Raw genomic sequence first — 26,110 nt, 5'->3', positions numbered from 1 at the left:
AAATGGCGGCGGGTAAAGCGAGGAGAAACAAGGCGCAAAGAAAAAAAGCCGGCACGCGGGCCGGCTTTTTTCTACCGCGGGGTCAGGCTTACGACAGTTCGCCTTCGACCAGCACCGTGACGTCGACGACGACGTCGGCGTGCAGGGCGACCTGGATCGGGAACTCGCCGATGGCCTTGAGCTGGCCATTGGGCATGCGCACCTGGGCCTTTTCGATGCCTTCGAAACCGGCCTTCTTCAGACCTTCGGCGATGTCGGCGTTGGTCACCGAGCCGAACAGACGGCCGTCGACGCCAGCCTTCTGGACGATCTTCAGTTGGTAGCCGTTGACGCGCTCACCCAGGGCCTGGGCGGCGGCCAGCTTCTCGGCCTGGATCTTTTCCAGTTCGGCGCGGCGGGCTTCGAATTCCTTCAGGGCGGCGTCGGTTGCGCGACGGGCCTTCTTCTGGGGGATCAGGAAGTTGCGGGCGTAGCCATCACGCACGCGGACGACTTCGCCGAGGTTACCCAGGTTGACGACTTTTTCGAGCAGAATAACTTGCATTTCAGTGCCCCGGATTAGTTGTGGTTGTCGGTGTAAGGCAACAGGGCCAGGAAGCGCGCGCGCTTGATGGCGGTGTCCAGTTGGCGCTGGTAGATTGCCTTGGTGCCGGTCAGGCGAGCCGGGATGATCTTGCCGTTTTCTTGCACGAAGTCGCGCAGGGTGTCCAGATCCTTGTAGTCGATCTCTTCGACGCCGGCGGCGGTGAAGCGGCAGAACTTACGACGCTTGAAGAGCGGGTTCTGCTGCGTGAATTTGCGTTTTTCCTTGCGTTTTCCGAAGAAAGCCATGATATGTGCCTCTATGTTTGAGGGGACCGGGTCTGCCTTGATCGGGCCCGACTCCCCGTAACCTATCCGTATTCAGAAGGCGCTCTCGCGCCCGTTGCCCTTCCCTGTCAAGCCACCAGCGGATCGCGTCCTGCGCTGCCGCTGATCCTGCGCGCCTGCTGCAGATGCAGCTTGAACTTCACCGAGTCCTTGCGCACGGGGGCCAGAAACCCCTGCACCAGCAATTCGGACCCCAGCGCCGTTCCTTGCAACAGCAACGCCAGATCGCCCAGTGCCACGGCCGAGATTGTCAGTTCGACACGGCGCGGATGGCCGGCTTCGATGACCTCGGATTCGTGCGCCAGCACCATTTCCAGGGCTGGCAGACCGGCGGGAGTGTGGCGCAAAGGCTCGCATTCGAGAACGCGGGCGCTGAGTTCCAGCTTGTTCATCCTGCCAGGCACCAAGGGGACTTCATGGGATGGGCTCTGCCTGAGCCCTGCTTACTCGGCCTGAGCCGCGACAGCTTCCGCCGAAGCCTTGCGGGCTTCTTCGCGCTCGACCGACTTCATCATGATCGAGGGAGCGGTCTGGGCCTTCTTGGTCTTGATGACCAGGTGGCGCAGCACGGCGTCGTTGTAGCGGAACGAGTGTTCCAGCTCATCCAGCGTGGCTTGGCCGCACTCGATGTTCAGGCAGACGTAGTGAGCCTTGACGAGCTTCTGGATCGGGTAGGCCAGTTGACGGCGACCCCAGTCTTCCAGGCGGTGCACCGAGCCGCCTTGGCCCGTGACCAGCGCTTGGTAACGCTCGACCATGGCGGGCACTTGCTCGCTTTGGTCGGGGTGAACGATAAACACCACTTCGTAGTGACGCATGAGTAAAACTCCTTGAGGATGTCTTGCCTGCCGCTCGCCTGACACCGTCATCAGTCCGCGCGCGCATCGCGTTCGCGGTCAGTTCCGGCTTTCCAGTGCTTTCTCTATCACTGGTCTTTTTCTTCGAGGCGTATGGCTTGCAAGGGGCAGCCCGCTGCCCAAAAAACATGGGCGGTCGAGCAAGAAAGCTCTCGATTATCGCCGATCGGACCGTTGGACGCAAGCCAGGGGCGGTCAGGAAATCGGGGACGCGTTATTCGCCCCTGCCGGGCGCGGCATATCGGCCACGCCGATCTCCCGGGGCCGGCTGACCACGCTGACCATCACATAGCTGATGATCATGAGCAGGAACCACGAACCCAGCTTGTTGATCGACACCAGCTCCCAGCCTTGCGACTGGTTGGGATAGCGCCAGGCGTTGGCAAAGGTGCCGATGTTCTCGGCGAACCAGATGAACAGCGCCACCAGCACGAAGCCCAGCAGCAACGGCATGCGGCGGTAGTCGCGCCAGATGCGGAAATAGACCCAGGTGCGGGCGAACAGCAGCGCCGTCAGGCCGAACAGCGCCAGCCTGAAGTCGACAATGAAATGGTGCGCGAAGAAGTTCACGTAGATCAGCACCGACAGCGCCACGGTCGCCGCCAGCGGCGGATGGGCACGGAAGCGGAAGTCGAACAGGCGCCAGACCCGCGCCAGGTAGCTGCCGACCGCGGCGTACATGAAGCCGGTGAAGAGCGGCACGCCGCCGATGCGCAGCACGCTCGCCTCGGGGTAGATCCAGGAGCCAGCCGCTGTCTTGAACAGTTCCATGCCGGTGCCGACCACATGGAACATCAGGATGACCTTGGCCTCGTCCCAGGTTTCCATGCGCAGGGCCAGCAGCGCGGCCTGGATCGCCAGCGCCGCCAGCGTCAGGAAATCGTAGCGCGCCAGCCAGGCGTCCTTGGGATACCACCAGTGCGTGCCCAGCAGCAGCGCGCACATCAGGCCGCCGAACAGGCAGGCCCAACCCTGCTTCACGCCGAAACGGAAGAACTCATAGAGCGCGACGCCCAAACGACCGCGGCCGGCCAGGTGATCGGCCAGCCGCGCTTCCCATCCCGCCAGTCGCGCAATGAGCGGCCAGTCGCTGGCCGCCGGATGCCGCACGGAGGACTCAGCCTTCCACCACGGCGTAGGCCGAGTGGTTGTGGATCGATTCGAAGTTCTCGGCCTCGACGCGGTAGCGGGCGATGCCGGGGTGCGCGTTCAGGCGGGCCGCCACGTCGCGCACCAGGTCTTCGACGAACTTGGGGTTGTCGTAGGCGCGCTCGGTGACGTACTTCTCGTCGGGCCGCTTGAGCAGGCCCCAGAGCTCACACGAGCCTTCGTCTTCGATCAGGCGGATGACGCCATCCATGCTGATGTCCGATTCCAGGATGGCCGAGACCGTCACGTGCGAGCGCTGGTTGTGCGCGCCGTATTCGGAGATGGCCTTGGAACACGGGCACAGGCTGGTCACCGGCACCTGCACCACCAGCTCGAACTCGACCTGGTCGCCCTGGGCGCGGGCGATCCACTGCACTTCGTAGTCCAGCAGGCTCTGCACGCCGGAGATCGGCGCCGACTTGTTGATGAAGTACGGGAAGGCCGCGGTGATGTCGCCGCGCTCGGCGTGCAGCAACGGCAGCATGTCGGCCGCCATGGCGCGGAACAGCGTCGGCGTCATGGGGGTGCTGCGGTACTTTTCCAGCAGCGCCACGAAGCGGGACATGTGCGTCCCCTTTTCTTCGGGGGGCAGCGCCACCGTCAGGGTCCAGTTGGCCACGGTGCCCTGGGGCGAACCGTCGGCGTTCTCGATGAGCATGGGGTGGCGCACGCCACGGATGCCCACGCGCTGGATCGGGATGTGCCGCGTGTCCGTCGAGCTCTGGACGTCGGGCATCACGATGGCGGGGTCGATCGGAGAATTCATTTCGGCTTACCAGTCTGGGCGACGAGCGTGGCGTGAACACGCAGACCCAGGAATCTTTAGGAGGGGGCCATTATCGCCCAAAGTCCCGCCAGCGCCAGGGAAAACCCTTTCATTCGTAGGCTGGCGGGGCCGGAACACACTGTTTCGCCACACGGACCAAACCGCCGGGGCCGGTCCGTGGGTGCGGGCAATCAGGCCAGCAGCGAGGCGTAGCGCGCCCGGATCGACTGCTCGATCCCGGCGGCATCCAGGCCGATACCGGCCAACAGCGCCAATTGGTCGCCGTGGTCGATGAACTCGTCGGGAAAGCCCATTTGCAGCACCGGGATCGCGACACCTTCGGCGGCCAGCACCTCCAGCACCGCGCTGCCAGCGCCGCCCATGATGGCGGCATCCTCGATCGTCACCAGGGCGTCGTGGCTGCCAGCCAGATCGAGGATCAGGGCGCGGTCGATCGGCTTGACGAAGCGCATGTCGGCCACGGTGGCGTCCAGTTTTTCGGCCGCCGCCAGCGCCGGCTGCAGCAGCGTGCCGAAACCGAGGATGGCGATCTTGCGCCCTTTGCGCCGCACCACGCCGCGGCCCAGCTCGACCGTGTCCAGGCCGGCCGTTTCCGGCGCGCCACAGCCCGCGCCGCGCGGATAGCGCACCGAAGCGGGGCCGGGATACTGATAACAGGTGGACAGCAGCAGGCGGGCTTCGTTTTCGTCCGAGGGCGTAGCCACCACCATGTTCGGCACGCAGCGCAGGAACGCGGTGTCGTAGTTGCCGGCGTGGGTCGCGCCGTCGGCGCCGACGATGCCGGCGCGGTCGAGCGCGAAGGTGACGTCCAAGTTCTGCAGCGCCACGTCGTGGATCAACTGGTCGTAGCCGCGCTGCAGGAAGGTCGAGTAGATCGCCAGCACCGGCTTCTGCCCCTCGCAGGCGACGCCGCCGGCGAACGTCACGGCGTGCTGTTCGGCGATGCCGACGTCGAAGTAGCGCTGCGGGAAGCGCTTCTCGAATTCGACCAGGCCGCTGCCCTCGCGCATCGCCGGGGTGACGGCGACCAGACGCGCATCCTGTTCGCCCATCTCGCACAGCCAGTCGCTGAACACCTGGGTGAAGGTGCGCTTGCCCGGCGCCTTCGATTGCTGGATGCCGACGGCGGGATCGAACTTGCCCGGCCCGTGGTACAGCACCGGATCGGCCTCGGCCAGCTTGTAGCCCTGCCCTTTCTTGGTGACCACGTGCAGGAACTGCAAGCCTTGCAGCGCCTTCAGGTTCTGCAGCGTCGGCACCAGCGCGTCGAGGTCGTGGCCGTCGATCGGGCCGACGTAGTTGAAGCCGAATTCCTCGAACAGCGTGGCCGGCGTGACCATGCCCTTGGCGTGTTCCTCGAAGCGGCGCGCCAGTTCCAGCACCGGCGGCACGTGCTGCAGCACGGCGCGGCCGACATTCTTCGCGGCGGCGTAGAAGCGGCCGGACATCAGGCGCGCCAGGTAGCGGTTCAGCGCCCCCACCGGCGGCGAGATCGACATGTCGTTGTCGTTCAGGATCACCAGCAGGTTGATGTTGGCGGTGACGCCGGCGTTGTTCATGGCCTCGAAGGCCATGCCGGCGGACATCGCGCCGTCGCCGATCACGGCGATGTGCTGGCGCTGCACGCCGGCGTTGCGCGAGGCCACCGCCATGCCCAGCGCGGCCGAGATCGACGTGGACGAATGCGCGGTGCCGAAGGCGTCGTATTCGGATTCGCTGCGCTTGGGAAAGCCCGAGATGCCGCCCTGCTGGCGCAGCTTGGCCATGCCGGCGCGGCGTCCGGTGAGGATCTTGTGCGGATAGGACTGGTGGCCCACGTCCCAGACGATGCGGTCATGCGGCGTGTCGAAGACCTGGTGCAGGGCCAGCGTCAGCTCCACCGTGCCCAGGTTCGACGACAGGTGGCCCCCGGTCTTGGAGACCGACTCCAGCACGAAGCCGCGCAACTCGTCGGCCAGGCGCTTGAGCTCGCGACGATCCAGGCGCTTGAGGTCTGCCGGGGATTGGATGCGGTCCAGTAATTCTGTCGTCATGCTTGTATGGGGTTCGTATGCCCGGCCTGCGGCCAGCCCGGACGGGTCACGGATCAGCGGTCTCGAAGGACGATGAAATCAGCCAGCTCGGCCAGGCGCTTGCCGGCGTCGCCCAGCGGCTCGAGCGCGGACAACGCGGCTTCGCGCAGCTCGCCCGCGAACGCGCGCGCTTCGTCCAGCCCCAGCAACGAAACGTAGGTCGGCTTGTTTTCGGCCGCGTCCTTGCCCGGCGTCTTGCCCAGGCTGGCGGAATCGGCGGTCACATCCAGAATATCGTCCACCACCTGGAACGCCAGGCCGATGGCCTGGGCGTAGACGTCCAGCGCCTGGCGCGAGGCCGAGCTGGCGCCGGCGACGATGCCGCCCAGCGCCACGCTGCAGGCCAGCATGGCGCCGGTTTTCATGCTGTGCATCTGCTGCAGCTCGTCGCGCGAGAGCCGGTGGCCGACGCTGAGCAGGTCGATGGCCTGGCCGCCGGCCATGCCCTGGCTGCCCGCCGCGCGCGCCAGCGACTGCGTGGCCTGCACGATCAGGGCCGGGGCGATGGGCATGGAGGCCAGCAGCTCGAAGGCGAGCGGCTGCAGCGCGTCGCCGGCCAACATGGCGGTGGCTTCGTCGAACTGCACATGGGCGGTGGGACGGCCGCGGCGCAGGACGTCGTCGTCCATGCAGGGCAGGTCGTCGTGCACCAGCGAGTAGGCGTGGATCAGTTCCACCGCCGCGGCGGCGCGGTCCAGCGAGGCCTCGACAGCCAGCACGCTGCCGCTGACCGGGCAGGCCTGGCCGGCGGCGTAGACCAGCGCGGCCCGCACCCGCTTGCCGCCGCCGAGCACGGCGTAACGCATGGCTTCGTGCAGGCGGGCGGGCACGGCGTCGGCAGGCGGCAGGAGGTCGTCGAGAACGTCTTCGACATGCCGCACGCGGCCCTGCAGCCACTCCGGGAAAGCGAGTTGTATTTGCTTCATCCGATTCTTATTCGTCATCCAGCGCGGCGGCATCCAGCGGGCGCAGCAAGTCGCCCTCCAGGACCTTGACCTGCTGTTCGGCCTGCGCCAAGCGCTCCTGGCAGACGCGGGTCAGGGCCACGCCGCGCCGGTAGGCGGCCAGCGACTGCTCCAGCGGCAGCGAACCGTCTTCCATGGCCGCGACCAGCGATTCCAGTTCGGCCAGGGCCGTTTCGAAATCCTGGGGCAAGGGACGGTCGTCGGTCTGCGGATCGGCTTGAGAAGGTTTGGCCAAACGGGCCTCCGGGGGCACTAGGGGTGGATCAATCCGTGAATTGTACGAGATACCACGGTCGCGCCACGCCGCGCCTTTGCGCTCAGGCGGGAGCGCCCGCCAGGCCCGCGATGGCGGCCCGCAGCGCCGGCGCCACCTGGGTGCGCAACCCGGCCTCGGGCAGCAGGCCTTCGGGGCCGCCGCAACTCATGACGAACACGCCCTCCCCGGTCACGGACGTGAATGGCACCGCCACGGCATTGATGCCCGACTGCCACTCGCCGATCGCGAAGCAGCAACCCGTGTCGCGCAACTCGGCGCGGGCGCGCTCGATCGCGGCAGCCGCCGGCGCGGCCGGCCCCAATCGTTCCAGCACGTCGGCGCAGGCCGCCGCCGGCAGGCTGGCCAGGTAGGCGCGGCCCATGGCGCTGTCGAGGCTGGCGCGATAGCCCACCGGCAGGCGCAGGTAGAGAGCGGACGAACCATGGATGGCCTCGACATAGGTCATGGCGTCGCCGTCGAAGGCGCCCAGCGCCACCGCGCCGCCGGTTTCGCGCGCCAGGTCGGTCATGGAGGCCTTGGCCAGCTCGCGCACCTCCAGCCCGGCCAACAGGCCGAAGCCCAACGCCAGCACGCCGTACCCGGGCGAGTACTTGCCGGTGTCCGGGTGATAGCGCAGGTAGCCCAACTCGGTCAGCGTGTAGGTGATGCGGCTGATGGTGGGCTTGGGCAGGCCGGTCAGGCGCGCCAGGTCCAGGTTGCCCAGCGCCGCCACGCCCGGCCGGAAGCAGCGCAGCACTTCCAGGCCGCGCGCCAGCGCGGTGATGAAGTCGGGCGACACGGGCCCCTCGCCCACGGCGCCGGCGCGCTTGCGGCGCGCGGGGGCGCTCAGCGCCAGCTTCTGGTCGGGTTTGGCCGCGGGATGGGGGATGCGCTTGGGGTCAGAAAAAGATTGCATTTCTATTCGCTTCGTTTTTATAGTTTATTCCGAATAACAAAACTAAATTCCATTTATCGGAATTTAAAACATCCTAGGAGACCTGGCAAGCCTTGCCCGCCCGCCTTCACCGGCACGCGGACCGGGCCGAGCCGGGCCCGACCTATCACTCAAGCACGCGATTTCAAGGGGAAAACATGATTCGCAAGCGCTACCCGTTCCTGGCGGGTCTACTGCTCAGCATTGCCGCGCTGGGCGCCCAGGCAGATACCTATCCGTCCCGCCCGATCAAGGTGGTCTCGCCGTTCCCGGCGGGCGGCGCCACCGATGTGCTGACGCGGGTGCTGGCCGAACGCATGGCCAAGACGCTGGGCCAGCCCATGATCGTCGAGAACAAGGCCGGCGCCGGCACGTCGATCGGCGCCGCCTTCGTCTCGCGCGAGGCGCCGGACGGCTACACCATCCTGATGGCCACCAACTCCACGCTGGTCACCAACCGCTATCTGTATAAGGAGCTGCCCTACGATCCCGACGGCTTCGCGCCCATCGGCATGGTCGGGATTGGCCCCCTGGTACTGCTGTCCAGCCCCAAGCGCCCGTTCAACAGCACCGCGGACGTGGTCGCCTATGCCAAGCAGAATCCGGGCAAGCTGACCTTCGCCACCTTCGGCGCGGGCACTTCGTCGCACCTGGCGGGCGAACTGTTCAAGGAACGCGCCGGCATCGACATCCTGCACGTGCCCTTCAAGGGCGCGACCCAGGCCCTGCCGGCGTTGATCAGCGGCGACGTGGACCTGTTCTTCGACATGGTCGCCACCGGCATGCCGCAGGCCGAGGCCGGCAAGGTCAAGGTGTTCGCGATCACCAGCCCCAGCCGCCTGGCCACCGAACCGAAGCTGGCGACGCTGGCCGAACAAGGCTATCCGTCCTTCGACATGACGGCCTGGTTCAGCTTCGTGGCCCCCAAGGGCACGCCGGCGCCGGTGCTGGACAAACTGCAGGCCGCGCTGGCCGAGACGCTCAAGGACGAGGCGGTGCAAAAGCGCATGCTCGACATGGGAATCGAGCCGCGCTCGGGCAGCGCCGCCGAGCTGGACAGGCAGGTCAAGAGTGAACAGCCCATCGTGTCGCAATTGATCAAGCAGGCCAACATCGTCCTGCAATGACGGTCGCATCCGTTTCGTGACAAAACGTTCATGCCGCCGCGCGGGCCCGGGCGCCCGCGCCGCCGGGGCCGCCGACCGACAGCGCCTCGCAGGCCCTGTCGGTTTTTCATGCGCCCCCTAACCCCTGGATACAGAACCCGTATCGGCCTGGCTGCTAAGGTGAAAAGCGAGGATGGCCGCCGCGCCGGCCCCGCCCGACTCACCTTCGCCAGGGAGCCCGATGCCACTGACCGATGACCGCTACGCCCGGCTGGATTCCGCCCGCTGGCTCGCCGCCGCGGCGGTGGTGTTGCTGCACAGCGCCGCCCTGATCGTCAGCGACCCGTCTGCCTACGGCAACGGCGCCTGGCTGGCCGCCAATCTGTATGACTCCGCGGTCCGCTGGTGTGTGCCCGTGTTCGTGATGGTCAGCGGCGCCCTGCTGCTCGATCCCGACAAGCCGCAGGATGCGAGGCGGTTCTACAGCAAGCGGGTCACGCGGATCTGCGCGCCGCTGCTGTTCTGGACCCTCTTCTACCTGGCCTGGCGCACCGGGCTGGACTGGTGGGACGACGGCCACGTCGACTTTTCGTTCTGGCCGCGCAAGGTCGCCCAGGGTGAGCCGTACTACCACCTCTGGTATCTGTACATGATCGTGGGACTGTACCTGTTCGCGCCGCTGGTGCGCCTGCTGTACGTGCGCAGCACGCCGCGCGCGCGTTCGCTTTGGGTGGTGGGCATTCTGGGCCTGGCCATCCTGGATGCGCTCTACCGACGCGCGCTCGGCGCCCAGCCCGGCTTCTTCCTGACCTGGTTCCTGCCCTACCTGGGCTATTTCGTCGCCGGCCGCCAGATCTTCGATGGCGAACTGCGCGTGCCGCGTCCGACCCTGGTGCTGGCCGTGAGCGTGGCGGCCACGGCACTGGGCGTGCACACCATGTCCAGCAACCGGACGCTGGACACCTATTTCTACGATTACTTCAGCCTGACCGTGCCGTTCATGTCGCTGGCGGCGTTCCAGTGCATCGTCTCGTCGCCGCGCCTGCCGCGGCTGGCATCGCTGGCCCCGCTGACCTTCGGGGTCTACCTGATCCATCCGGTGTTCCTGGATGTGGCGCACCGGGCCGGCGCCATCGGCGGCGGACGTCGCGATGCCTGGGTCGTGCCGTTGCTGACGCTGGCCGTGTTCGCTTTGTCCGCGGGCAGCAGTTGGCTGTTGCGACGCCATCCCGCCACCCGCAGGCTGGTCTGAAAAGCCTACGGCGCGAAGGGTTAATCACGATTTGCGCGGGGTCAAACCGCCAGGGCCGGATCTTCACCAAGCTTCACCGATCTTCACGGGCGGGGCGTATGGGGTTGGGGTACAATTGACGGCTTACTTGATCGGCCAGACACCGATTTTTCTTCGCGCCAGAACGGATTTAACCATCCCCTTCCGAACAGCTAGGGCGTGGTGAAGCTCAAGCCGTCCTGGCTTTTTAACGCCGGGCCGCCCCAAGAAAGAGGCCCCCTTTGAGGGCAGCCCGCCCACCGCGTACGCAGTACTGAGTGGGCACGGCGTTGGGGGAAATATTCATCCGAGCGGAGGGAATCATGACCGACATCGGTCGGATGGCACATGTTGTGCCAGCTCGCACCCAGCTACCCGTCAGTGCTTACTTTGACGAAGCCCTCTTTGCCCGCGAGCAAGAACTCATTTTCAAGCAATCCTCGCTGTACGTCGGCCACCAGAAGCTGGTGCCCGAAATCGGGGATTGGCGCACCTTGGCCCAGGAAAATGGAGGGCGCGTGCTGGTTCGCAACCAGCAGGGCGTTGACCTCATCTCAAATGTCTGCCGCCACCGCCAGGCATTGATGCTGGGCGGCCAGGCCGGCGACGTCACCGGCCATTGCAATTCGCACGGCAGCCTCAAGGCCACCGGCGGCAACATCGTCTGCCCGCTGCACCGCTGGACCTACAACAACCAGGGCGAGCTGCTGGGCGCGCCGCAGTTCGACACCACGCCGTGCATGAACCTGCAGAAGTTCCGCCTGCGCGATTGCCATGGTCTGCTGTTCGAAGGCCCGCGCGACCCGGCCGCCGACATGGCGCCGCTGTTCGCGCGCCCGGAGTTCGACTTCGGCGACTACGTGCTGGACCACGTCGAAGTGCACCAGTGCAACTACAACTGGAAGACCTTCATCGAGGTGTACCTGGAGGACTACCACGTCGGCCCGTTCCACCCCGGACTGGGCCGCTTCGTCACCTGCGACGACCTGACCTGGGAGTTCAACGACTGGTACAGCCTGCAGAAGGTCGGCGTGCATAACGCGCTGGCCCAGCCGGGTTCTGACGTCTACAAGCAATGGCACGATCGCCTGCTGTCGTTCCGCGACGGCGACGCGCCGGATTTCGGCGCCGTCTGGGTCACGTATTTCCCGACCCACATGATCGAGCTGTATCCGCACGTGCTGGTGCTGTCGACGTTGTACCCGAAGAGCCCGCAGGAAACGGTCAACGTGGTCGAGTTCTACTATCCCGAGGAAATCGCCGCTTTCGAGCGCGAGTTCGTCGAGGCGCAGCGCGCGGCCTACATGGAAACGGCGATCGAGGACGACGAGATCGCCGAGCGCATGGACGCCGGCCGCAAGGCGCTGATGCTGCGCGGCGTGAACGAGACCGGTCCGTACCAGTCGCCGATGGAAGACGGCATGCAGCACTTCCATGAGTGGTACCGCCGCATCATGCAGGAGCGGCTCTGAGGACACGCTCCGCCAACGCAAAAGGGCTCGCGATCGCGAGCCCTTTCTTTTTGCCGGGGCGGCAGTTCAGCGGCCGAGGGCGGCGGCGACCGTGCGCTCCCCGATCGCCAGCCCGACCGTCATGCCCACGCCCGAATGCATCACCGCCACCGTGGTGGCGGCATCCACCGGCATCACGGAGAACGGCGCGGGGCCGTGCGTGCCATAGACGCCCTGCCAGCGCTCCAGCACCCGCAGCCGCGCCCCCAGCGCCTGCGACGCCAGGTCCAGCATGGCGTTGTCGACCGCCTCGTCGTTGAACGGGAAGGCATCCTGGCCGTAGCGGTGCGAGTCGCCGATGATCAGCTCGCCATAAGGCGTGGGGCTGATCAGCAGGTGGATGCCGTTTTCCAGCAGCATCGGCGTGCGCGCCTGGATCTGCGCGCGCAGCGCCTGCGCCGACGGCAGGTCGGAGAAGGCGCCGTAGTGCACGCAGGACAGGCCAGTCAAGAGCGGGCGGTCCAGCGCCATGGGACGCGTCTCGAAGGCCGCGCGCAGCATCTGCAGGCGCGTCACCTCCAGGTTCAGCGGCGCGAACTGTTCGGGCAGCAGCGTCAGGTAGTCATGGCCGGGGCAGACGAAGACGTGCGCGCCGGCGAAGTCGCCCGCGGTGGTCGCGACCTGCCCTTGCTCGACGGCGCGCGCCAGGGTGCCGGTGACGAATTCGACGCCCAGCGAATCGGCCAGGTAGCGCGTGATGGCCGGCAAGGCCTCGCGCGAATAGATCTGCAGGTCGTCCAGCCCGCGCAGCGCGGCGCAGTGGTGCGCCAGTTGGCCGTCATACAGCTTTGCCACCTCACGGCCCGACAGCAGCTCGGCGCGATAGCCTTCCTGTTGCAGGCGGGTCCGGGCGAATTCGTCCAGCACGTCGGCTTCGCCGGCGTCGCGCGCCAGCACCAGCGCGCCGTTGGCGCGAACATGAAAGCCGGCCCTGGACGCCAGGTCCAGCCACAGCTCGCGCGCCTGCTGGGCGTGCGACAGCATCATGCCGGGAGCCTGGCCGGTGACGATCACCTGACCGAAATTGCGGATGGTCGCGCCATGCGCCTGGCGGCTGCGTTCGATCACGGCCACCGACAGGCCGCGCTTGGCGGCGGCCCAGGCGTGGGCGATGCCGAGCATGCCGGCGCCGACCACGACTACGTCGAATTTTTTCATTTGGAAAACGAGGCAGAGAGGTTGCGCGGGAAGCGCCCGCCCGGGCGCCTCCCCTGCCACGGCGGCGTGGCCGCCGCGGTGGCCCGATTACTTCTTCTTGGGCTCGGACTTGCCGTCGTAGCGGCGGGTCCACTCGGCGATGATGCGATCGCGGTTGGTGGCGGCCCAGACGAAGTCGTTCTTGATCATGCGCTTGGTCAGGTCGGCCGGCAGGTTGGGATTGGACGTGGCGATCGAGGGAATCGCCAGCACCGCGAAGTTGGCCTTGTACAGTTCGTTGGCCTCGCGGCTGGCCGAGAAGTCGGCCAGCTTGCGCGCGGCTTCCAGGTTCTTGGTGCCCTTGACGATGGCGGTGGCTTCGACTTCCCAGCCCAGCCCTTCCGACGGGAACACGGCTTCGACCGGCGCGCCGTCGGCCTTGAGCTTGGCGGCGCGGTAGTCGAACGACACGCCGATCGGGAATTCGCCAGCGGCGGCCATGTTGCACGGCTTGGAGCCCGAGTGCGTATACGAACCGATGTTCTTGTGCAGGGCGTCCATGTAGGCCCAGCCCTTTTCTTCGCCGAAGATCTGCAGCCAGGCGCTGACGTCCAGGAAGCCCGTGCCCGACGAGGCCGGGTTCGGCATGACGATCTTGCCGGCGTAGACCGGCTTGGTCAGGTCCTGCCACGATTCGGGCTTGGGCAGCTTCTGCTTTTCGGCTTCGACGGTGTTAAAGCAGATGGCGGCGGCGAAGCCGTCCATGCCGACCCAGGTGGGCTCGGCCTTGGCATCGCGCATGTTGGCGGCGATCTGGTCCAGGCCCTTGGGGGCGTAGGGCTGCAGCATGCCTTCCTTGTCCATCAGGCCCAGCGAGGTGCCGGCCAGGCCCCAGATCACGTCGGCCTTGGGGTTGCTCTTTTCGGCCAGCAACTTGGCGGTGATGATGCCCGTGGAGTCGCGCACCCACTGGATCTTGATGTCGGGGTTGGCCTTTTCGAAGGCGGCCTGGTAGGCCTTGATCTGGTCGGCTTCCAGCGCCGTGTAGACGGTCAGCGTGGTCTCGGCGGAAGCGGCGCCGGTGATGCCGGCGAAAGCGGCGGCCAAGGCAAGCAGCGTGAAGCGTTTCATGAGGGTACTCCGTGGGTGAGCGGAAAAAGGGTGAGTCGGGTCGCCGCGGCCGGCCCATGCCCGCCGCGGAGCGTTGCGAAAAAAGGTTGGGTCAGGATTCCCGGCGTGGGCAGCCTCAGGGTCGCTGCCCCGCCGCCAGGCGGGATTCGATATCGGCAATCACGCCAGGCAGGTCGGCCACGGTGTCGATCAGGTAATGCGGCGCGGCGCCCGACAGTTCGCGGCCGGCGCGCTCGCGGGCCGCCTGGCGGCCGTTGTCGTCCAGGCTCAGGTATTCGTCCAGCGTCAGGCCGGCGGCATTGCCCGACAGCAGCAGGCCGACGGTCCACATGCCGGCGCGGCGGCCTTCCTCGATGCCGGGAGCGGTGTCGTCGACCTTGACGCAGCCGGCCACATCCGTCAGGCCCAGCTCCACCACGTTCTTGAGCGCCATGGCCGGCGCCGGGCGCGCGCGCGGCACGTCGTCGCTGGCGACGATGCAATCGGGCTGCAGGCCTTCGCCGGCGGCGCGCTCGACCACGCGGCGCATCACGCTGCCGGGGTAGCCGGAGCAGGAGCCGATCTTCAGGCCGCGCTGGCGCAGCGCGCGCAGCAGCTCGGCCGCGCCGGGAATGGCGGCCGAGTACTGCGCCACCTTGTCCAACTGCATCGGCAGGAAGCGCTCATAGATGGCGGTGACGTCGTCGTCGGTCGGCAGGCGGCCGAACCGGGCCTGGTACTGGTTGGCGATGGCGGGCTCGTCGCACAGCGCGCGGATATGGTCCCACTTGCCCACCCCCATCGGGCCGCGGGCCTGCTCCAGCGTGACTTCCATGCCGAACTCGGCGAAGGCGTCGACGAACACCTTGGTCGGCGCGAAGGAACCGAAGTCGACCAGCGTGCCGGCCCAATCGAAAATCACCGCTTCCAGGCGGACGGGCAGAGGCGAAACAGTCATGAGGGTCTTCCTTGCTGAGTATTCAAATCAAAGGGTCGCGGGCCGGCGCCACGCCTGGCTGCGCGCCACCAGGGCGCGGCTGGCCAGGTGCAGCAGCAGCGCCGCGACCGCCGAGCTGGCCATGATCACGGTGCACATGGCGGCGGCCGGGCCGATGAAGCCGGCGTCATCCATGTTCAGCACCGCGACGGCGGCCAGCACCGTGGACGGGCTGTACAGGAACACCACGGCCGACACGGTGGTCATGGCGGAAACGAACAGGTAGCGGGCGACGTCCAGCGCGGCCGGCAGGCACATCGGCAGCGTCACGCGCAGGAAGGTGGTCAGGCGCGGCACCTTGAGCGAGGCCGAGGCGGCTTCGAACTCCGGGTCCAGCGCGTTCAGCGCGGTGGCGGCCGTCAGGTGCGCGCTGGTGTAGAAGTGCACCACCGTGCACAGCACCAGCAGCGGCATGGTGCCGTACAGCACATTGAGCGGATTGGCGGCGCCGTTGAAGAAGAAGATGTAGCCCAGGCCCAGCACTAGGCCGGGCACCGCCATCGGCATCAGCGCCAGCATCCCCAGCACGCCGCGCAGGCCGCGCGACGAGGCGCTGCGGGCCGGCACCTTTTCCATCATCCAGGCGCCCAGGAACACCACCACCGTGCCGATCAGCGCGGTGCAGAAGGCCAGTTCCAGGCTGTTGCGCCAGGCCAGCCAGCCGCCGCCATCCATGTTGTCGAAGTCGTAAGAACGCAGCGACAGCGACAGGTTGTAGGGCCACATCTTCACGAACGAGGCCCACACCGCCACGCCGATGATGAGCAGCAGGAACCCGGCCATGGCGCCTGCCAGCAGCAGGAAGGCCGTGTCGCGCCGGCGGTTGGCGCCGGCCGCGTAGGGCTGGGCGCGGCCGCTCAACTGGGCGCCCTGGCGGGCCCGCAGGCGGCGGTCCAGCACGAAGGTCAGCAGCGCCGGCAGCAACAGCAGGATGCCGATGGCGGCGCCCTTGGGGAAGTTCTGCTGGCCGACCACGGCCTTGTAGGCTTCCATCGCCAACACGTTGTAGTCGCCGCCCACCACCTTGGGCACGCCGAAGTCGGTCACCGTCAGCGTGAACACCACGCAGCAGGCCGAGAACACCGCATAGCGCGTGCCGGGCAGGGTCACCGTCATGAAGGTGCGCAACGGCCCGGCGCCCATGGCGCGCGCCGCGTCATAGAGGCGGCCGTCGGCCAGCGTCAGGCCGGTCAGCAGGATCATCAGCGCGTGCGGGAAGGTATAGAACGCCTCGCCCACCACGATGCCCCAGAAGCCATAGATGGTCGCGCCGCCGAACAGGCCTTTCAGCAGGCCCTGGTTGCCCAGCAGGTAGACCAGCGCGATGCCCGGCAGCAGCGACGGCGCCAGCAGCGGCAGCAGCGCGATGGTGCGCAGCAGGCCCTTGCCAGGAATGCGGCTGCGCGTCAGGGCGTAGGCGAAGGCATAGGCGCATGGCACCACCAGCATCATGGTGACCACGCCCACCGTCAGGCTGCGCCCGACCATGCCGAGGAAACCGTCGGCGCCGATGATGCCCAGCACCACCGACAGGCCGGCCCAATCGCCATTGGCATCGGTGACCGACTTGGCCAGGATCGCCACCAGCGGCAGGGCCAGGAACAGTGCCAGTCCCAGCGCCAGGGCGCCCTGCCCGAGCGTCAGCCCGAAGGCGCCGACCCAGGCGGGCAAGGGGCGGCGGCCAAGCGAGACAGCGGGGGCGTCGACAGGCGCGGACATGACGACGGGGGAACGGCCCGAAGCCGGATCAAGCGTAGGCGCGAATCGCATGGCGCGGCAGCTCCACCCAGCAACGGCTGGCGGCGTGAGGCCCAAGCAGGGCATCTCCGGTTTCAGGGGACACGATCGAGTGGACGGTGGCGCCGGGCACGCCTTCCAGGCGCAGCGCCAGGCGGTAGCCGCGGCCCAGGAACACACCGTCCAGCACGTCGGCCAGCATGGTGTTGGGTTGCTCCGGACGCGCCACGCTCACGCGCACTGCCTCGGGCCGCACGAACAGCTTGCCGACGTTGCGCTCCAGCGCCTCGTCCACCGCCAGTTCCTGGCGGCCGACGCGGGCGTGGTGCGCATCGATGCGCTCGAACGGCAGCCAGTTGGCCTCGCCGACAAAATCGGCGATGAAGGCAGAACCCGGCTGGCGATATAGCTCGCGCGGGGTGCCGAATTGTTCGATGACGCCGCCGTTCATAACGGCGATGCGGTCGGCCATGACCATGGCCTCTTCCTGGTCGTGCGTCACCATCAGCGTGGTGATCGACAGGCGTTTCTGCAGCGCGCGCAATTCGATGCGCAGATGTTCGCGCACCCGCGCATCCAGTGCCGACATCGGCTCGTCCAGCAGCAACAGGGACGGCGACGGCGCCAGGGCGCGGGCCAGGGCGACGCGCTGCTGCTGGCCCCCGGAGATCTGTCCTGGATATTTATGAGAGGCGCCGGCCAGGCCCACCAGCGTCAGCATTTCCTCGACCCGGTCGGCCACGTGCTTGCGATGGGCGCGCTTGCCGCTCAGGCCATACGCCACGTTCTGGGCCACGGTCAGGTTGGGAAACAGCGCATAGGACTGGAACAGGATGCCGTAGTCGCGCTCTTGCGGCTCGGCATGGGAGATGTCACGGCCCGACAGCAGGATGGTGCCGCTGTCCTGGCGCTCCAGGCCGGCGATGGCGCGCAGCAGCGTGGTCTTGCCGCAGCCCGAGGGGCCCAGCAGGCACACCAGTTCACCGGCGCGGATATCCAGCGACACATCCGACAGCGCCGTATGGCTGCCGAAGCGCTTGACGAGATTGCTGACCGAAAGAAAGCCCCCGCGCTGCGCTCCGGGCTGGGGCGAAGCGCCCGTCGGAACAGTATTGGTATCGCGCTGGAGCTGTTGGGCCATGGGGCCTCCGGTCTGGGAACGAAGGCAGTATGGAAGGCGCGTATTGAGTGTTTATGACACTTCGCGCAAATGCAGTAATAAAAACATCAAATTATTTTGGTGTACTGGCGGTCTTGCGCATTGCGTCCACCCATTCGTCCCCACACAGGCCCCGTCCACCGTGCTCGTCGCCGAACTCAAATCCTTCTATGCCGTGGCTCGCTGCGGCACCGTCACCAAGGCCGCAGCCCAGTTGGGCGTGAGCCAACCCACGGTGACGGGGCAACTGCGCCAGTTGGAGTCGCGTTACGGCGTCGAACTGTTCCATCGCCAGGGCCGCGGCATGCGGCTGTCGGACGCCGGGCACAGCCTGATGCCCATGGTGGAAAAACTCGTGCAGCAGGAGACCGAGATCGATTTCCGCCTGCGCGACGCCAGCGACCTGCGCGAGGGCAACCTGCGCATCGGCGCCACCGGTCCGTACTACATCATGGACACGGTGCGCCGCTACAACCAGCTCTACCCCGGCATCGACCTGACCGTGGCCATCGGCAACTCGCAGAGCATGCTGCAGGCGCTGCATGATTATCGTATCGAGATTGCCACGTCCTCGTTTCTGATGGATGACAAGCATTTGTACCGTCGCATGATCGCGGCCGATCCGATCCGCGTGGTGACGCACCGCGGCCACCCGCTGGCGCGGCGCGGCAAGGTGGCGCTGGCGGACCTGGCCGACCACGCGCTGCTGCTGCGCGAACCCGGCTCGATGACGCGCCAGTTGACCGAAGAAGCGTTGCAGGCGGCTGGCGTGACGGTCAAGCGCACGCTGGAAATCGGCAGCCGCGAATCGATCCGCCAGGCGATCCTGTGCGAACTGGGCATCAGCCTGATCCCGTCGCGCGAGATCCCGTCCCATCCCGAACTGGCGGCCCTGGACATCGAGGGCGCCGATGTCGTGATGCATGAATACCTGTACTGCCTGCGCGAGCGCCAACCGGTGCAGCTCATCGCGCGCTTTCTGGAGATGGCGCCGGCAGCCGGCTGATCCGTGGGATCACTGCCCCGCCTCTTCCCCTTGCGGCCACTCAGGAGACAACCATGGCCTTGACCCTGCAGGACATCGAACAGCTTTTCCTGGAACGCGGGCACCGTTCCTATCATGGCGAATCCGTCAGCCACCTGCGCCATGCGCTGCAGACCGCGACGCTGGCCGAACGCCATGGCGCCAATGCCCAGTTGATCACCGCCTGCCTGCTGCACGACCTCGGGCATCTGATCGCCGACCATCCCGACACGCCCACGCTGCGCGGCATCGACGACAAGCACCAGTATTTCGTGCTGCCGTTCCTGCGCGGGCTGTTCAGTTCGGCGGTGCTGGACCCGATCCGGCTGCACGTGGAGGCCAAGCGCTACCTCTGCTATGTGGAGCCGCAGTATGAAGCGTCGCTTTCGGAGGATTCGAAACGCAGCCTGGCGCTTCAGGGGGGCAGCTTCGATGCGGGCCAGGCGGTGGATTTCGCCAGCATGCCGGGCGCGCCAGATGCGATCCGCCTGAGGCGCTGGGACGACATGGCCAAGGTGCCAGGGCTGGCCACGCCGCCGCTGGACCACTTCCTGGAGATCGCCGAAAGCGTCTCCGGACGGGTCAAGCTGGCGGCGGTCTGGTAAGGCCGCCACCCGCGCCGTCGGAATACCACGGCGCGGTTTCAGGCCCGGCTTGCGGCCGGGCCGGCCGGCGCGCTCACTCGCCCTTGGCCACCGGCCGGGACGGATCGCTGCACCACTCGCTCCACGAGCCCGGATAGAGGCGCGAGCCGGCCAGGCCGGCGATTTCCATCGACAGCAGGTTGTGGCACGCGGTGATGCCCGAGCCGCACTGGTGCACGATGGCCGCGGGGTCGCGGCCGTCCAGCAAGGCGGTGAATTCCTCGCGCAATTGCGCCGCGTCCTTGAAACGGCCGTCGGCCTGCAGGTTCTGGCCGTTCGGACGATTCAGCGCGCCGGGAATGTGGCCGGCCACGGGATCCATCGGCTCGACCTCGCCGCGATAGCGGTTGGCGGCGCGCGCGTCGATCACGGTGAACGCGGGCCGGGCGATGTTGTCCAGCACCGCCTGCGCATCCACGCTGCCCACGAGCGGCGCCGCCGGCGTGACCGGCGCGCCCGCCTGCACCGGCGCGGCCGCCTCGGTGGAGGTGGGCAGCCCGGCCGCCTGCCAGGCCTGCCAGCCGCCGTCGAGCACGGCGACCCGGTCGTGACCCAGCCAGCGCAGCATCCACCACAGGTGCGCGGCGTACATGCCGCCGCTGGCGTCATAGGCCACCACCAGGGTCTCGGGCGTGACGCCGTGCGCCGCCATCAAGGCGCCGAACTGGCCGCGGTCGGGCAGCGGATGGCGGCCATTCCTGCCGGTCCGGGGGGCCGCCAGCTCGGTTTCGTGGTCGAGGTACCGGGCGCCGGGAATATGGCCGGCGGCATAGGCCTCACGACCGGCCGCGTGATTGGTCAGGTCGTGGCGCACGTCGAACACGCGCACGTCCGCCGCGCCCAGGTGCGTGGCCAGGTCGGCCGCGGAAATCAGGGTCATCGTCACCGGAAATTCTCCTCTGATAGGGTCGGGTTGGCGGGATCAGGTCGGCTTGGGGTCACGCATGGTGCGCCAGACCGACAGCAGGCCCGCCGAAATGATCAGGCCCATCCCGGCCCAGGCCAGGCCGTCCAGGGTATCGCCCCAGAAACCCATGCCGAGCAGGGCCGCGAAGATGATCGTGCTGTATTGCAGGGCCGCGGTCAGCAGCGCCGAGCCCAGGCCGAACGCCCGCGTCATGGCCAACTGGCCGAACAGGCCGGTCACGCCCACGCCCAGCAGCGAGCTGTAGCCGGTCCAGTCCGCATGGCCCCAGCCCTCGAAGCCCAGGCCGGCGAAACTGGACGCGCACACCGCCACCGAAAAGAACAGCACCGTGCGCCATTCCGGCTCGCCGATACGGCCTAGCTGGCGGATCTGCATCATGGCGATGGCCGACATGGCGCCCGCCCCCAGGCCCAGCAGGGCCGCCAGCCACTGGTCTTCGTTGATGCTGGGGCGCAGCACGGCGATCACGCCCAGGAAACCCAGGGCCACGGCCGCGATCCGCACCGGGTCGCGCTGCGCCCCGCCCCATCCCAGCATCCAGCAGGCGATGAACAGCGGCGCCGTGTAGTTCAGGCTGGTGGCGGTCGCCAGCGGCAGATGGGAAATGGCGAAGAAACCGAGCCACATCGAAGTGACGCCGGACAGGTTGCGCCACAGGTGCAGCTTCCAACTGGTGGGCACGATCGACTGGCGCCCGGCGCGCGCCCAGATCAGCAGCAGCACCACCGACGGCAGGCCGCGGAACAGCACCACTTGCGGCAGCGTCGCGCCGTGCTCGGTGCCCAGCTTCACGAACGACCCCATGATGGCGAACATGGCGGACGCCAGCAACATCCAAAGTGCCTGCATTTGGGGGTCAGCGCTCAGGTGAAAGTGAGGGGGAAATAGGGGAAAGCGATACTATACTCTCCGTCACCGGGGCGGCGCCGGCAGTCGGGGAACTGCTGCGCCGCGGCACAGTCCAATCCCGCACAAGTCCCGCTCGCTGAGGAACAAAAAAAGCATGAAACGCATCATCCTTTTCGTCATTACCAACCTGGCCGTCATGCTCGTGCTGTCGGCCACGCTACGCATCCTGGGCGTAGACCGCTACCTGACCGCCAACGGCCTGAACCTGCAGGCGCTGCTGATCTTCTCGGTCGTGGTCGGCTTCACCGGCGCCATCATCTCGCTGCTGATCAGCAAGCCCATGGCCAAATGGAGCACCGGCGCCCAGGTGCTGGATCCGAACGCGCCGCGCAACCAGCGCGAGGCCTGGCTGCTGGACACCGTCCACCAGCTCGCCGATCGCGCCGGCATCGGCCGCCCGGAAGTCGCCATCTACGACGGCGCGCCCAATGCGTTCGCCACCGGCGCCTTCAAGAACGATTCGCTGGTGGCGGTGTCCACCGGCCTGCTCGAAAGCATGAGCGAAGAGGAAGTGGCCGCGGTGCTGGCCCACGAAGTGGCCCACATCGCCAACGGCGACATGGTCACGCTGACCCTGATCCAGGGCGTGGTCAACACCTTCGTGGTGTTCCTGGCGCGCGTGGTCGGCTACTTCATCGATCGCGTGGTGTTCAAGAACGAACGCGGCCTCGGCCCGGGCTACATGGTCACCGTGATCGTCTGTGAGATCATTTTCGGCATCCTGGCCTCGATCATCGTGGCCTGGTTCTCGCGCCAGCGCGAATACCGCGCCGACGCCGGCTCGGCCCACCTGATGGGCGCCCGCGAACCCATGATCCGCGCCCTGGCCCGCCTGGGCGGCCTGGAGCCGGGCGAGCTGCCCAAGTCGTTCGAAGCTTCCGGCATCACCGGCAACGGCGGCCTGGCGGCCATGTTCGCCTCGCACCCGCCGATCCCGGCCCGCATCGCCGCGCTGCAGAACGCCCGCGTGATCTGATCCGGGCACAGGCCTGGGAAAAGCCTCCACGCCGCGCCTTCGGCTTGCGTCCCCCCGGGGCGCTTTCATCGTGAGGCGGCTCGGCAATGAAAAAAGCCCCTTGAGCGATCAAGGGGCTTTTTGTTGGGGGCGGACCCGCCTCAGCACTCGACGATGTTCACCGCCAGGCCGCCACGCGCCGTTTCCTTGTACTTGGTCTTCATGTCGGCGCCGGTCTCGCGCATGGTCTTGATGACCGAATCCAGCGACACGTAGTGCTGGCCGTCGCCGCGCAGCGCCATGCGGGCCGCGTTGACCGCCTTGATCGAGGCCATCGCGTTGCGTTCGATACAGGGAATCTGCACCAGTCCGCCGACCGGGTCGCAGGTCAGGCCCAGGTTGTGCTCCATGCCGATCTCGGCCGCGTTCTCGACCTGCTCGACCGAGCCGCCCAGCGCCGCGGCCAGGCCGCCGGCCGCCATCGAACAGGCCACGCCGACCTCGCCCTGGCAGCCGACTTCGGCGCCGGACAGCGAGGCGTTGTACTTGTACAGCAGGCCCACCGCCGCCGCGGTCAGCAGGAAGTCGCGCACGCCCTCGCGGCTGGAACCGGGGACAAAACGGTCGTAGTAGTGCAGCACCGCCGGGATGATGCCCGCGGCCCCGTTGGTCGGCGCCGTCACCACGCGCCCGCCGGCGGCGTTTTCCTCGTTCACCGCCATGGCGTACAGGTTGACCCAGTCCATCACCGACAGCGGATCGGACAGCGTGCGCTCGGCCCGTTGGGTCAGGTTGCGGTACAGCTCGGGGGCGCGGCGGCGCACCCGCAGCGGACCCGGCAGTTCGCCATCGGCTTCGGGGTAATTGATGCCACAGCCGCGCGACACGCAGTCCTGCATCACCTGCCAGATGCGGTCCAGCCCGCCCGCGACCTCGCCGGCCTCGCGCCAGGTCAGCTCGTTCTTCATCATGAGCTGTGCCACGCTCAGGCCGCTTTCGCGGCACATGGTCAGCAGTTCGCGGCCGGTGCGGAACGGGTACGGCAACTGGTCGTGCGCGGCGATGACCTGGCTGTTGGAGGCGCCCGCCGTGACCACGAAACCACCGCCCACCGACAGGTAGCGGGCCTCGCGCAGCGACTGCCCTTCGGCATCGAAGGCGTGGAATTTCATGCCGTTGGGGTGCTCGGCCATGGCCTCGCGGCGGTAGAACATCATGTGTTCCTTTTCCACGAACGGCACCGGATAGTGGCCCAGCAGCGGCAACTGGCGGCTGGCCCGCACCGACGCGATCATGCCGGCGATGGCGGCCGGGTCGACCGTATCGGGCGCCTCGCCCATCAAGCCCAGCAGCACGCCCTTGTCGGTGCCGTGGCCCTTGCCGGTGGCGCCCAGCGAGCCATAGAGTTCGGCGCGCACGTTCGCCACCCGCGGCAGCAGGCCGTCGCGCTCCAGCCCTTGGGCGAACAACAAAGCGGCCCGCATGGGGCCGACGGTATGGGAACTCGACGGGCCTATGCCTATTTTGAACAGATCGAAGACGGAAACGGCCACCGGAAATCCCCTGCATCCAAGAATGATCCGGCAATGATACGCGCAAGGTCCGGCCCTGCGCAGCAAAGCCCCGCGGGGCGTATGCTGTATTCACGGCACGGGTTTCCCCGCCCGTCCCGGCATGCGATCATTACAGAATTATTTCTTGTCATAAAAAGAATGGAACTGCCCCAGGATGTCCGGACTCATCACCCTGCTTGACTTCGCCGGCTACGTCGCCCTGCTGCTCTGGGGCGTGCACATGGTCCAGACGGGCGTGCAGCGCGCCTTCGGCGCCGCCCTGGGCGCCGCGCTGGGCCGCGCCCTTGGCACCCGCCTGCGAGCCTTCGCCGCTGGCCTCGGCATCACCGCCGCCCTGCAAAGCAGCACCGCCACCGGCCTCATGATCACCGGCTTCGCCGCTGGCGGCGTGGTCGGGCTGGTGCCGGCCCTGGCCGCCATGCTGGGCGCCAACGTCGGCACCACCCTCATCGTGCAGTTGCTGTCGTTCGACCTGACCTCGCTGGCGCCCATCCTGATCCTGGCAGGCGTCTGGATGTTCCGCCGCTATCCGCCGGGCCGCACCCGCGACCTGGGGCGGGTCTTCATCGGCCTGGGCCTGCTGCTGCTGTCGCTGCACCAGCTCGTCGAACTGTTCGAGCCGTTCCAAACCGCCCCAATGCTGGGCATGATCCTGGACGCCCTGGCGACCCAGCCGGTCGCCGCAGTGCTACTGTCGGCCGCCTTCACCTGGGCCGCCCACTCCAGCGTCGCCGTTGTGGTGCTGGTCATGTCGCTGGCCAGCCACCACATGGTGGCGCCGCACGTCGCCTTCGCGCTGGTGCTGGGCGCCAATCTGGGCACCGCCATCAACCCCATGATCGAGGGCGTCACCGGCGACGATCCCGCGGCCCGCCGCCTGCCGCTGGGCAACCTGCTGACCCGCATCCTGGGCGTGCTGGCCGGACTGGTGCTGCTGCCTTGGCTGCAACCGCTGATGAGCGATATGTCCAGCGACCCGGCCCGCGCGGTCGCCAACTTCCACACGCTCTTCAACGCCGTCATCGCGCTGGCGTTCCTGCCGCTGCTGGCCCCCTACGCCGCCCTGCTTACCCGCTGGCTGCCCAAACGCACCGACCCCAACGACCCGTCCCGCCCCCAATACCTGGACGAATGGGCCCACGACGTGCCGGCAGTCGCCCTTGGCAACGCCGCCCGCGAAGCGCTGCGCATGGCCGATATGCTGCAGACACTGCTGCTGTACGCCCGCGCCGGCTTCAAGCGCGACAACCGCCACCGCATGGTGCAGGCGCGCCAACTGGACGCCGCCCTGGACAAGCTCGAAAGCGCCATCACCACTTACCTGGCCACGCTGGACCAGGAAAACATGACGCGCGACGACGTGCAGCGCATGGACGACATCCTCGCCTTCATCAGCAACATCGGCCACGCAGGCGACATCGCCCACCATGGCCTGCTCAGCCACATCGCCAAGCTGCGCAAGCAGGGCTGGACCTTCTCTCCCGAACAACGCGCCAGCCTCGACGACACGCTGGGCGAACTGATCGCCAACCAACGCCAGGCCGCCGCCCTCTTCGTCAACGACGACCTGCGCCAGGCCCGCGCCCTGGCCGGTGAAAAGTCGCGTTTCCGCACCATCGAAACGCAGGCGGCCGACGCCCACCTGCAGAAAATCAAGGGAGGTCAGGTCGACGCCGCCGAAGTCGGCGCCCTCTATCTCGACATCCTGCGCGACATGAAGGGCATCAACTCCCACCTGGTCGGCGCCGCCGCCTATCCCCTCCTGGCCCGCCACGGCGAACTCCTCCCCAGCCGGCTGCGCGAAGCGGGGAATTAGGGCCCCCACGCGGCGCGCTTCGCGCTTGCTGCCCCCCGAGGGGGCTGCCCCGCCTTCGGGCGGCCGGGCGGCGGGGCGGCCCCCACGCCGCGCACGCCTCGCGCGCTTGCTGCCCCCCCGAGGGGGCTGCCCCGCCTTCGATGCCCCACAATGGCTGCCAGCGAAGGGGCTACCCCGGCTTGAGGCACTTGTGTCACAAGGCGGCAGCATGCCCACATGTGATCGCGCTCGCATCGTTCATCAACGCTATGTGGTAGGGCAACAAGTCTCTCTTCACGACACGCGCCCCCCCGAGCACGCGCACCCTCACCCGCGCGTAGCGAACCAAGCCCCGACGCCCCAC

The 26,110-nt window shown here is 67.4% G+C and carries 25 protein-coding genes; 7 read left to right on the top strand and 18 right to left on the bottom strand.

From position 1 onward, the window contains the following. Window positions 1-88 precede the first annotated feature (88 nt). The 10 genes from rplI to SB816_RS24435 all read right to left on the bottom strand — a co-directional run bounded on the left by rplI (window position 89) and on the right by SB816_RS24435 (window position 7,872). Complete coding sequence (gene rplI / locus SB816_RS24480; RefSeq protein WP_020924523.1) at window positions 89-544, bottom strand: 50S ribosomal protein L9; 456 nt, start codon at window positions 542-544, stop codon at window positions 89-91. A gap of 14 nt (window positions 545-558) precedes the next feature. Further along, a complete protein-coding gene (gene rpsR / locus SB816_RS24475; protein ID WP_006218308.1) occupies window positions 559-831 on the bottom strand; it encodes a 30S ribosomal protein S18 in 273 nt (90 codons plus the stop codon). A gap of 107 nt (window positions 832-938) precedes the next feature. Further along, window positions 939-1,262: a primosomal replication protein N gene (gene priB / locus SB816_RS24470; protein WP_054419768.1), complete on the bottom strand. Its 324-nt coding sequence runs from the start codon at window positions 1,260-1,262 to the stop codon at window positions 939-941. Between the two features lie 51 nt (window positions 1,263-1,313). Beyond that, complete coding sequence (rpsF, locus tag SB816_RS24465) at window positions 1,314-1,688, bottom strand: 30S ribosomal protein S6 (protein ID WP_020924524.1); 375 nt, start codon at window positions 1,686-1,688, stop codon at window positions 1,314-1,316. A 234-nt stretch (window positions 1,689-1,922) separates the two neighbouring features. After that, window positions 1,923-2,837, bottom strand: a complete 915-nt coding sequence (locus SB816_RS24460) for a DUF817 domain-containing protein (RefSeq protein WP_054501389.1) — start codon at window positions 2,835-2,837, stop codon at window positions 1,923-1,925. A 7-nt stretch (window positions 2,838-2,844) separates the two neighbouring features. Beyond that, complete coding sequence (gene folE2 / locus SB816_RS24455; RefSeq protein ID WP_006388366.1) at window positions 2,845-3,642, bottom strand: GTP cyclohydrolase FolE2; 798 nt, start codon at window positions 3,640-3,642, stop codon at window positions 2,845-2,847. Window positions 3,643-3,833: 191 nt separating this feature from the next. After that, window positions 3,834-5,696, bottom strand: coding sequence for a 1-deoxy-D-xylulose-5-phosphate synthase (gene dxs, locus SB816_RS24450; RefSeq protein WP_410547661.1), 1,863 nt, complete (start codon window positions 5,694-5,696; stop codon window positions 3,834-3,836). 53 nt (window positions 5,697-5,749) lie between these two features. Next, a complete protein-coding gene (locus SB816_RS24445) occupies window positions 5,750-6,661 on the bottom strand; it encodes a polyprenyl synthetase family protein (RefSeq protein ID WP_054501391.1) in 912 nt (303 codons plus the stop codon). Between the two features lie 7 nt (window positions 6,662-6,668). Further along, a complete protein-coding gene (locus tag SB816_RS24440; RefSeq protein WP_006393710.1) occupies window positions 6,669-6,935 on the bottom strand; it encodes an exodeoxyribonuclease VII small subunit in 267 nt (88 codons plus the stop codon). A gap of 82 nt (window positions 6,936-7,017) precedes the next feature. Further along, window positions 7,018-7,872: an IclR family transcriptional regulator gene (locus SB816_RS24435; RefSeq protein WP_054433369.1), complete on the bottom strand. Its 855-nt coding sequence runs from the start codon at window positions 7,870-7,872 to the stop codon at window positions 7,018-7,020. 176 nt (window positions 7,873-8,048) lie between these two features. On the opposite strand from SB816_RS24435, the gene SB816_RS24430 reads away from it, so the two are divergent. From SB816_RS24430 to SB816_RS24420, 3 genes are all read left to right on the top strand, one after another. Beyond that, window positions 8,049-9,017 (top strand): Bug family tripartite tricarboxylate transporter substrate binding protein, encoded by a 969-nt coding sequence (locus tag SB816_RS24430; RefSeq protein WP_054501392.1) that lies wholly within the window; start codon window positions 8,049-8,051, stop codon window positions 9,015-9,017. A gap of 220 nt (window positions 9,018-9,237) precedes the next feature. Beyond that, a complete protein-coding gene (locus SB816_RS24425) occupies window positions 9,238-10,248 on the top strand; it encodes an acyltransferase (protein ID WP_054501393.1) in 1,011 nt (336 codons plus the stop codon). Window positions 10,249-10,589: 341 nt separating this feature from the next. Beyond that, window positions 10,590-11,738: an aromatic ring-hydroxylating oxygenase subunit alpha gene (locus SB816_RS24420; protein ID WP_064526889.1), complete on the top strand. Its 1,149-nt coding sequence runs from the start codon at window positions 10,590-10,592 to the stop codon at window positions 11,736-11,738. 66 nt (window positions 11,739-11,804) lie between these two features. Here SB816_RS24420 and SB816_RS24415 read toward each other — a convergent pair whose 3' ends face one another. From SB816_RS24415 to SB816_RS24395, 5 genes are all read right to left on the bottom strand, one after another. Beyond that, a complete protein-coding gene (locus SB816_RS24415; RefSeq protein WP_410547660.1) occupies window positions 11,805-12,935 on the bottom strand; it encodes a TIGR03364 family FAD-dependent oxidoreductase in 1,131 nt (376 codons plus the stop codon). A gap of 87 nt (window positions 12,936-13,022) precedes the next feature. After that, window positions 13,023-14,045, bottom strand: a complete 1,023-nt coding sequence (locus SB816_RS24410; RefSeq protein ID WP_059269632.1) for a putative 2-aminoethylphosphonate ABC transporter substrate-binding protein — start codon at window positions 14,043-14,045, stop codon at window positions 13,023-13,025. A gap of 115 nt (window positions 14,046-14,160) precedes the next feature. After that, on the bottom strand, window positions 14,161-14,982 hold the full coding sequence (phnX, locus tag SB816_RS24405) for a phosphonoacetaldehyde hydrolase (protein ID WP_054501397.1): 822 nt from the start codon (window positions 14,980-14,982) through the stop codon (window positions 14,161-14,163). Window positions 14,983-15,009: 27 nt separating this feature from the next. Then, window positions 15,010-16,740 (bottom strand): putative 2-aminoethylphosphonate ABC transporter permease subunit, encoded by a 1,731-nt coding sequence (locus SB816_RS24400; RefSeq protein ID WP_116791101.1) that lies wholly within the window; start codon window positions 16,738-16,740, stop codon window positions 15,010-15,012. 28 nt (window positions 16,741-16,768) lie between these two features. Further along, a complete protein-coding gene (locus SB816_RS24395; RefSeq protein ID WP_064526894.1) occupies window positions 16,769-17,899 on the bottom strand; it encodes a putative 2-aminoethylphosphonate ABC transporter ATP-binding protein in 1,131 nt (376 codons plus the stop codon). 160 nt (window positions 17,900-18,059) lie between these two features. Here SB816_RS24395 and SB816_RS24390 point away from each other — a divergent pair, with 160 nt between their 5' ends. Beyond that, on the top strand, window positions 18,060-18,923 hold the full coding sequence (locus SB816_RS24390) for a LysR family transcriptional regulator (RefSeq protein ID WP_006388352.1): 864 nt from the start codon (window positions 18,060-18,062) through the stop codon (window positions 18,921-18,923). A 53-nt stretch (window positions 18,924-18,976) separates the two neighbouring features. Continuing rightward, window positions 18,977-19,546 carry a phosphonate degradation HD-domain oxygenase gene (locus SB816_RS24385; protein WP_049072430.1) on the top strand — a complete coding sequence of 190 codons (570 nt, stop codon included), beginning with the start codon at window positions 18,977-18,979 and terminating at the stop codon, window positions 19,544-19,546. A gap of 73 nt (window positions 19,547-19,619) precedes the next feature. Here the strand turns inward: SB816_RS24385 and SB816_RS24380 are convergent, their stop codons facing one another. Both SB816_RS24380 and SB816_RS24375 read right to left on the bottom strand, forming a co-directional pair. Continuing rightward, a complete protein-coding gene (locus SB816_RS24380) occupies window positions 19,620-20,471 on the bottom strand; it encodes a sulfurtransferase (protein WP_054501401.1) in 852 nt (283 codons plus the stop codon). A 36-nt stretch (window positions 20,472-20,507) separates the two neighbouring features. Further along, a complete protein-coding gene (locus SB816_RS24375; protein WP_054501402.1) occupies window positions 20,508-21,362 on the bottom strand; it encodes a DMT family transporter in 855 nt (284 codons plus the stop codon). 154 nt (window positions 21,363-21,516) lie between these two features. Between SB816_RS24375 and htpX the strand changes: the two genes are divergently transcribed. After that, window positions 21,517-22,398, top strand: a complete 882-nt coding sequence (gene htpX, locus SB816_RS24370; RefSeq protein WP_410547659.1) for a protease HtpX — start codon at window positions 21,517-21,519, stop codon at window positions 22,396-22,398. 140 nt (window positions 22,399-22,538) lie between these two features. Here htpX and SB816_RS24365 read toward each other — a convergent pair whose 3' ends face one another. Beyond that, a complete protein-coding gene (locus SB816_RS24365) occupies window positions 22,539-23,930 on the bottom strand; it encodes an L-serine ammonia-lyase (RefSeq protein ID WP_410547658.1) in 1,392 nt (463 codons plus the stop codon). 175 nt (window positions 23,931-24,105) lie between these two features. Here SB816_RS24365 and SB816_RS24360 point away from each other — a divergent pair, with 175 nt between their 5' ends. Then, complete coding sequence (locus tag SB816_RS24360; protein WP_054501404.1) at window positions 24,106-25,767, top strand: Na/Pi cotransporter family protein; 1,662 nt, start codon at window positions 24,106-24,108, stop codon at window positions 25,765-25,767. The last annotated feature ends 343 nt before the right edge of the window (window positions 25,768-26,110 follow it).

The sequence above is a fragment of the Achromobacter sp. SIMBA_011 genome (genome assembly GCF_046535435.1).
Lineage (GTDB): Bacteria > Pseudomonadota > Gammaproteobacteria > Burkholderiales > Burkholderiaceae_B > Achromobacter > Achromobacter dolens.
This window is presented reverse-complemented; position numbering and strand designations above follow the sequence as displayed.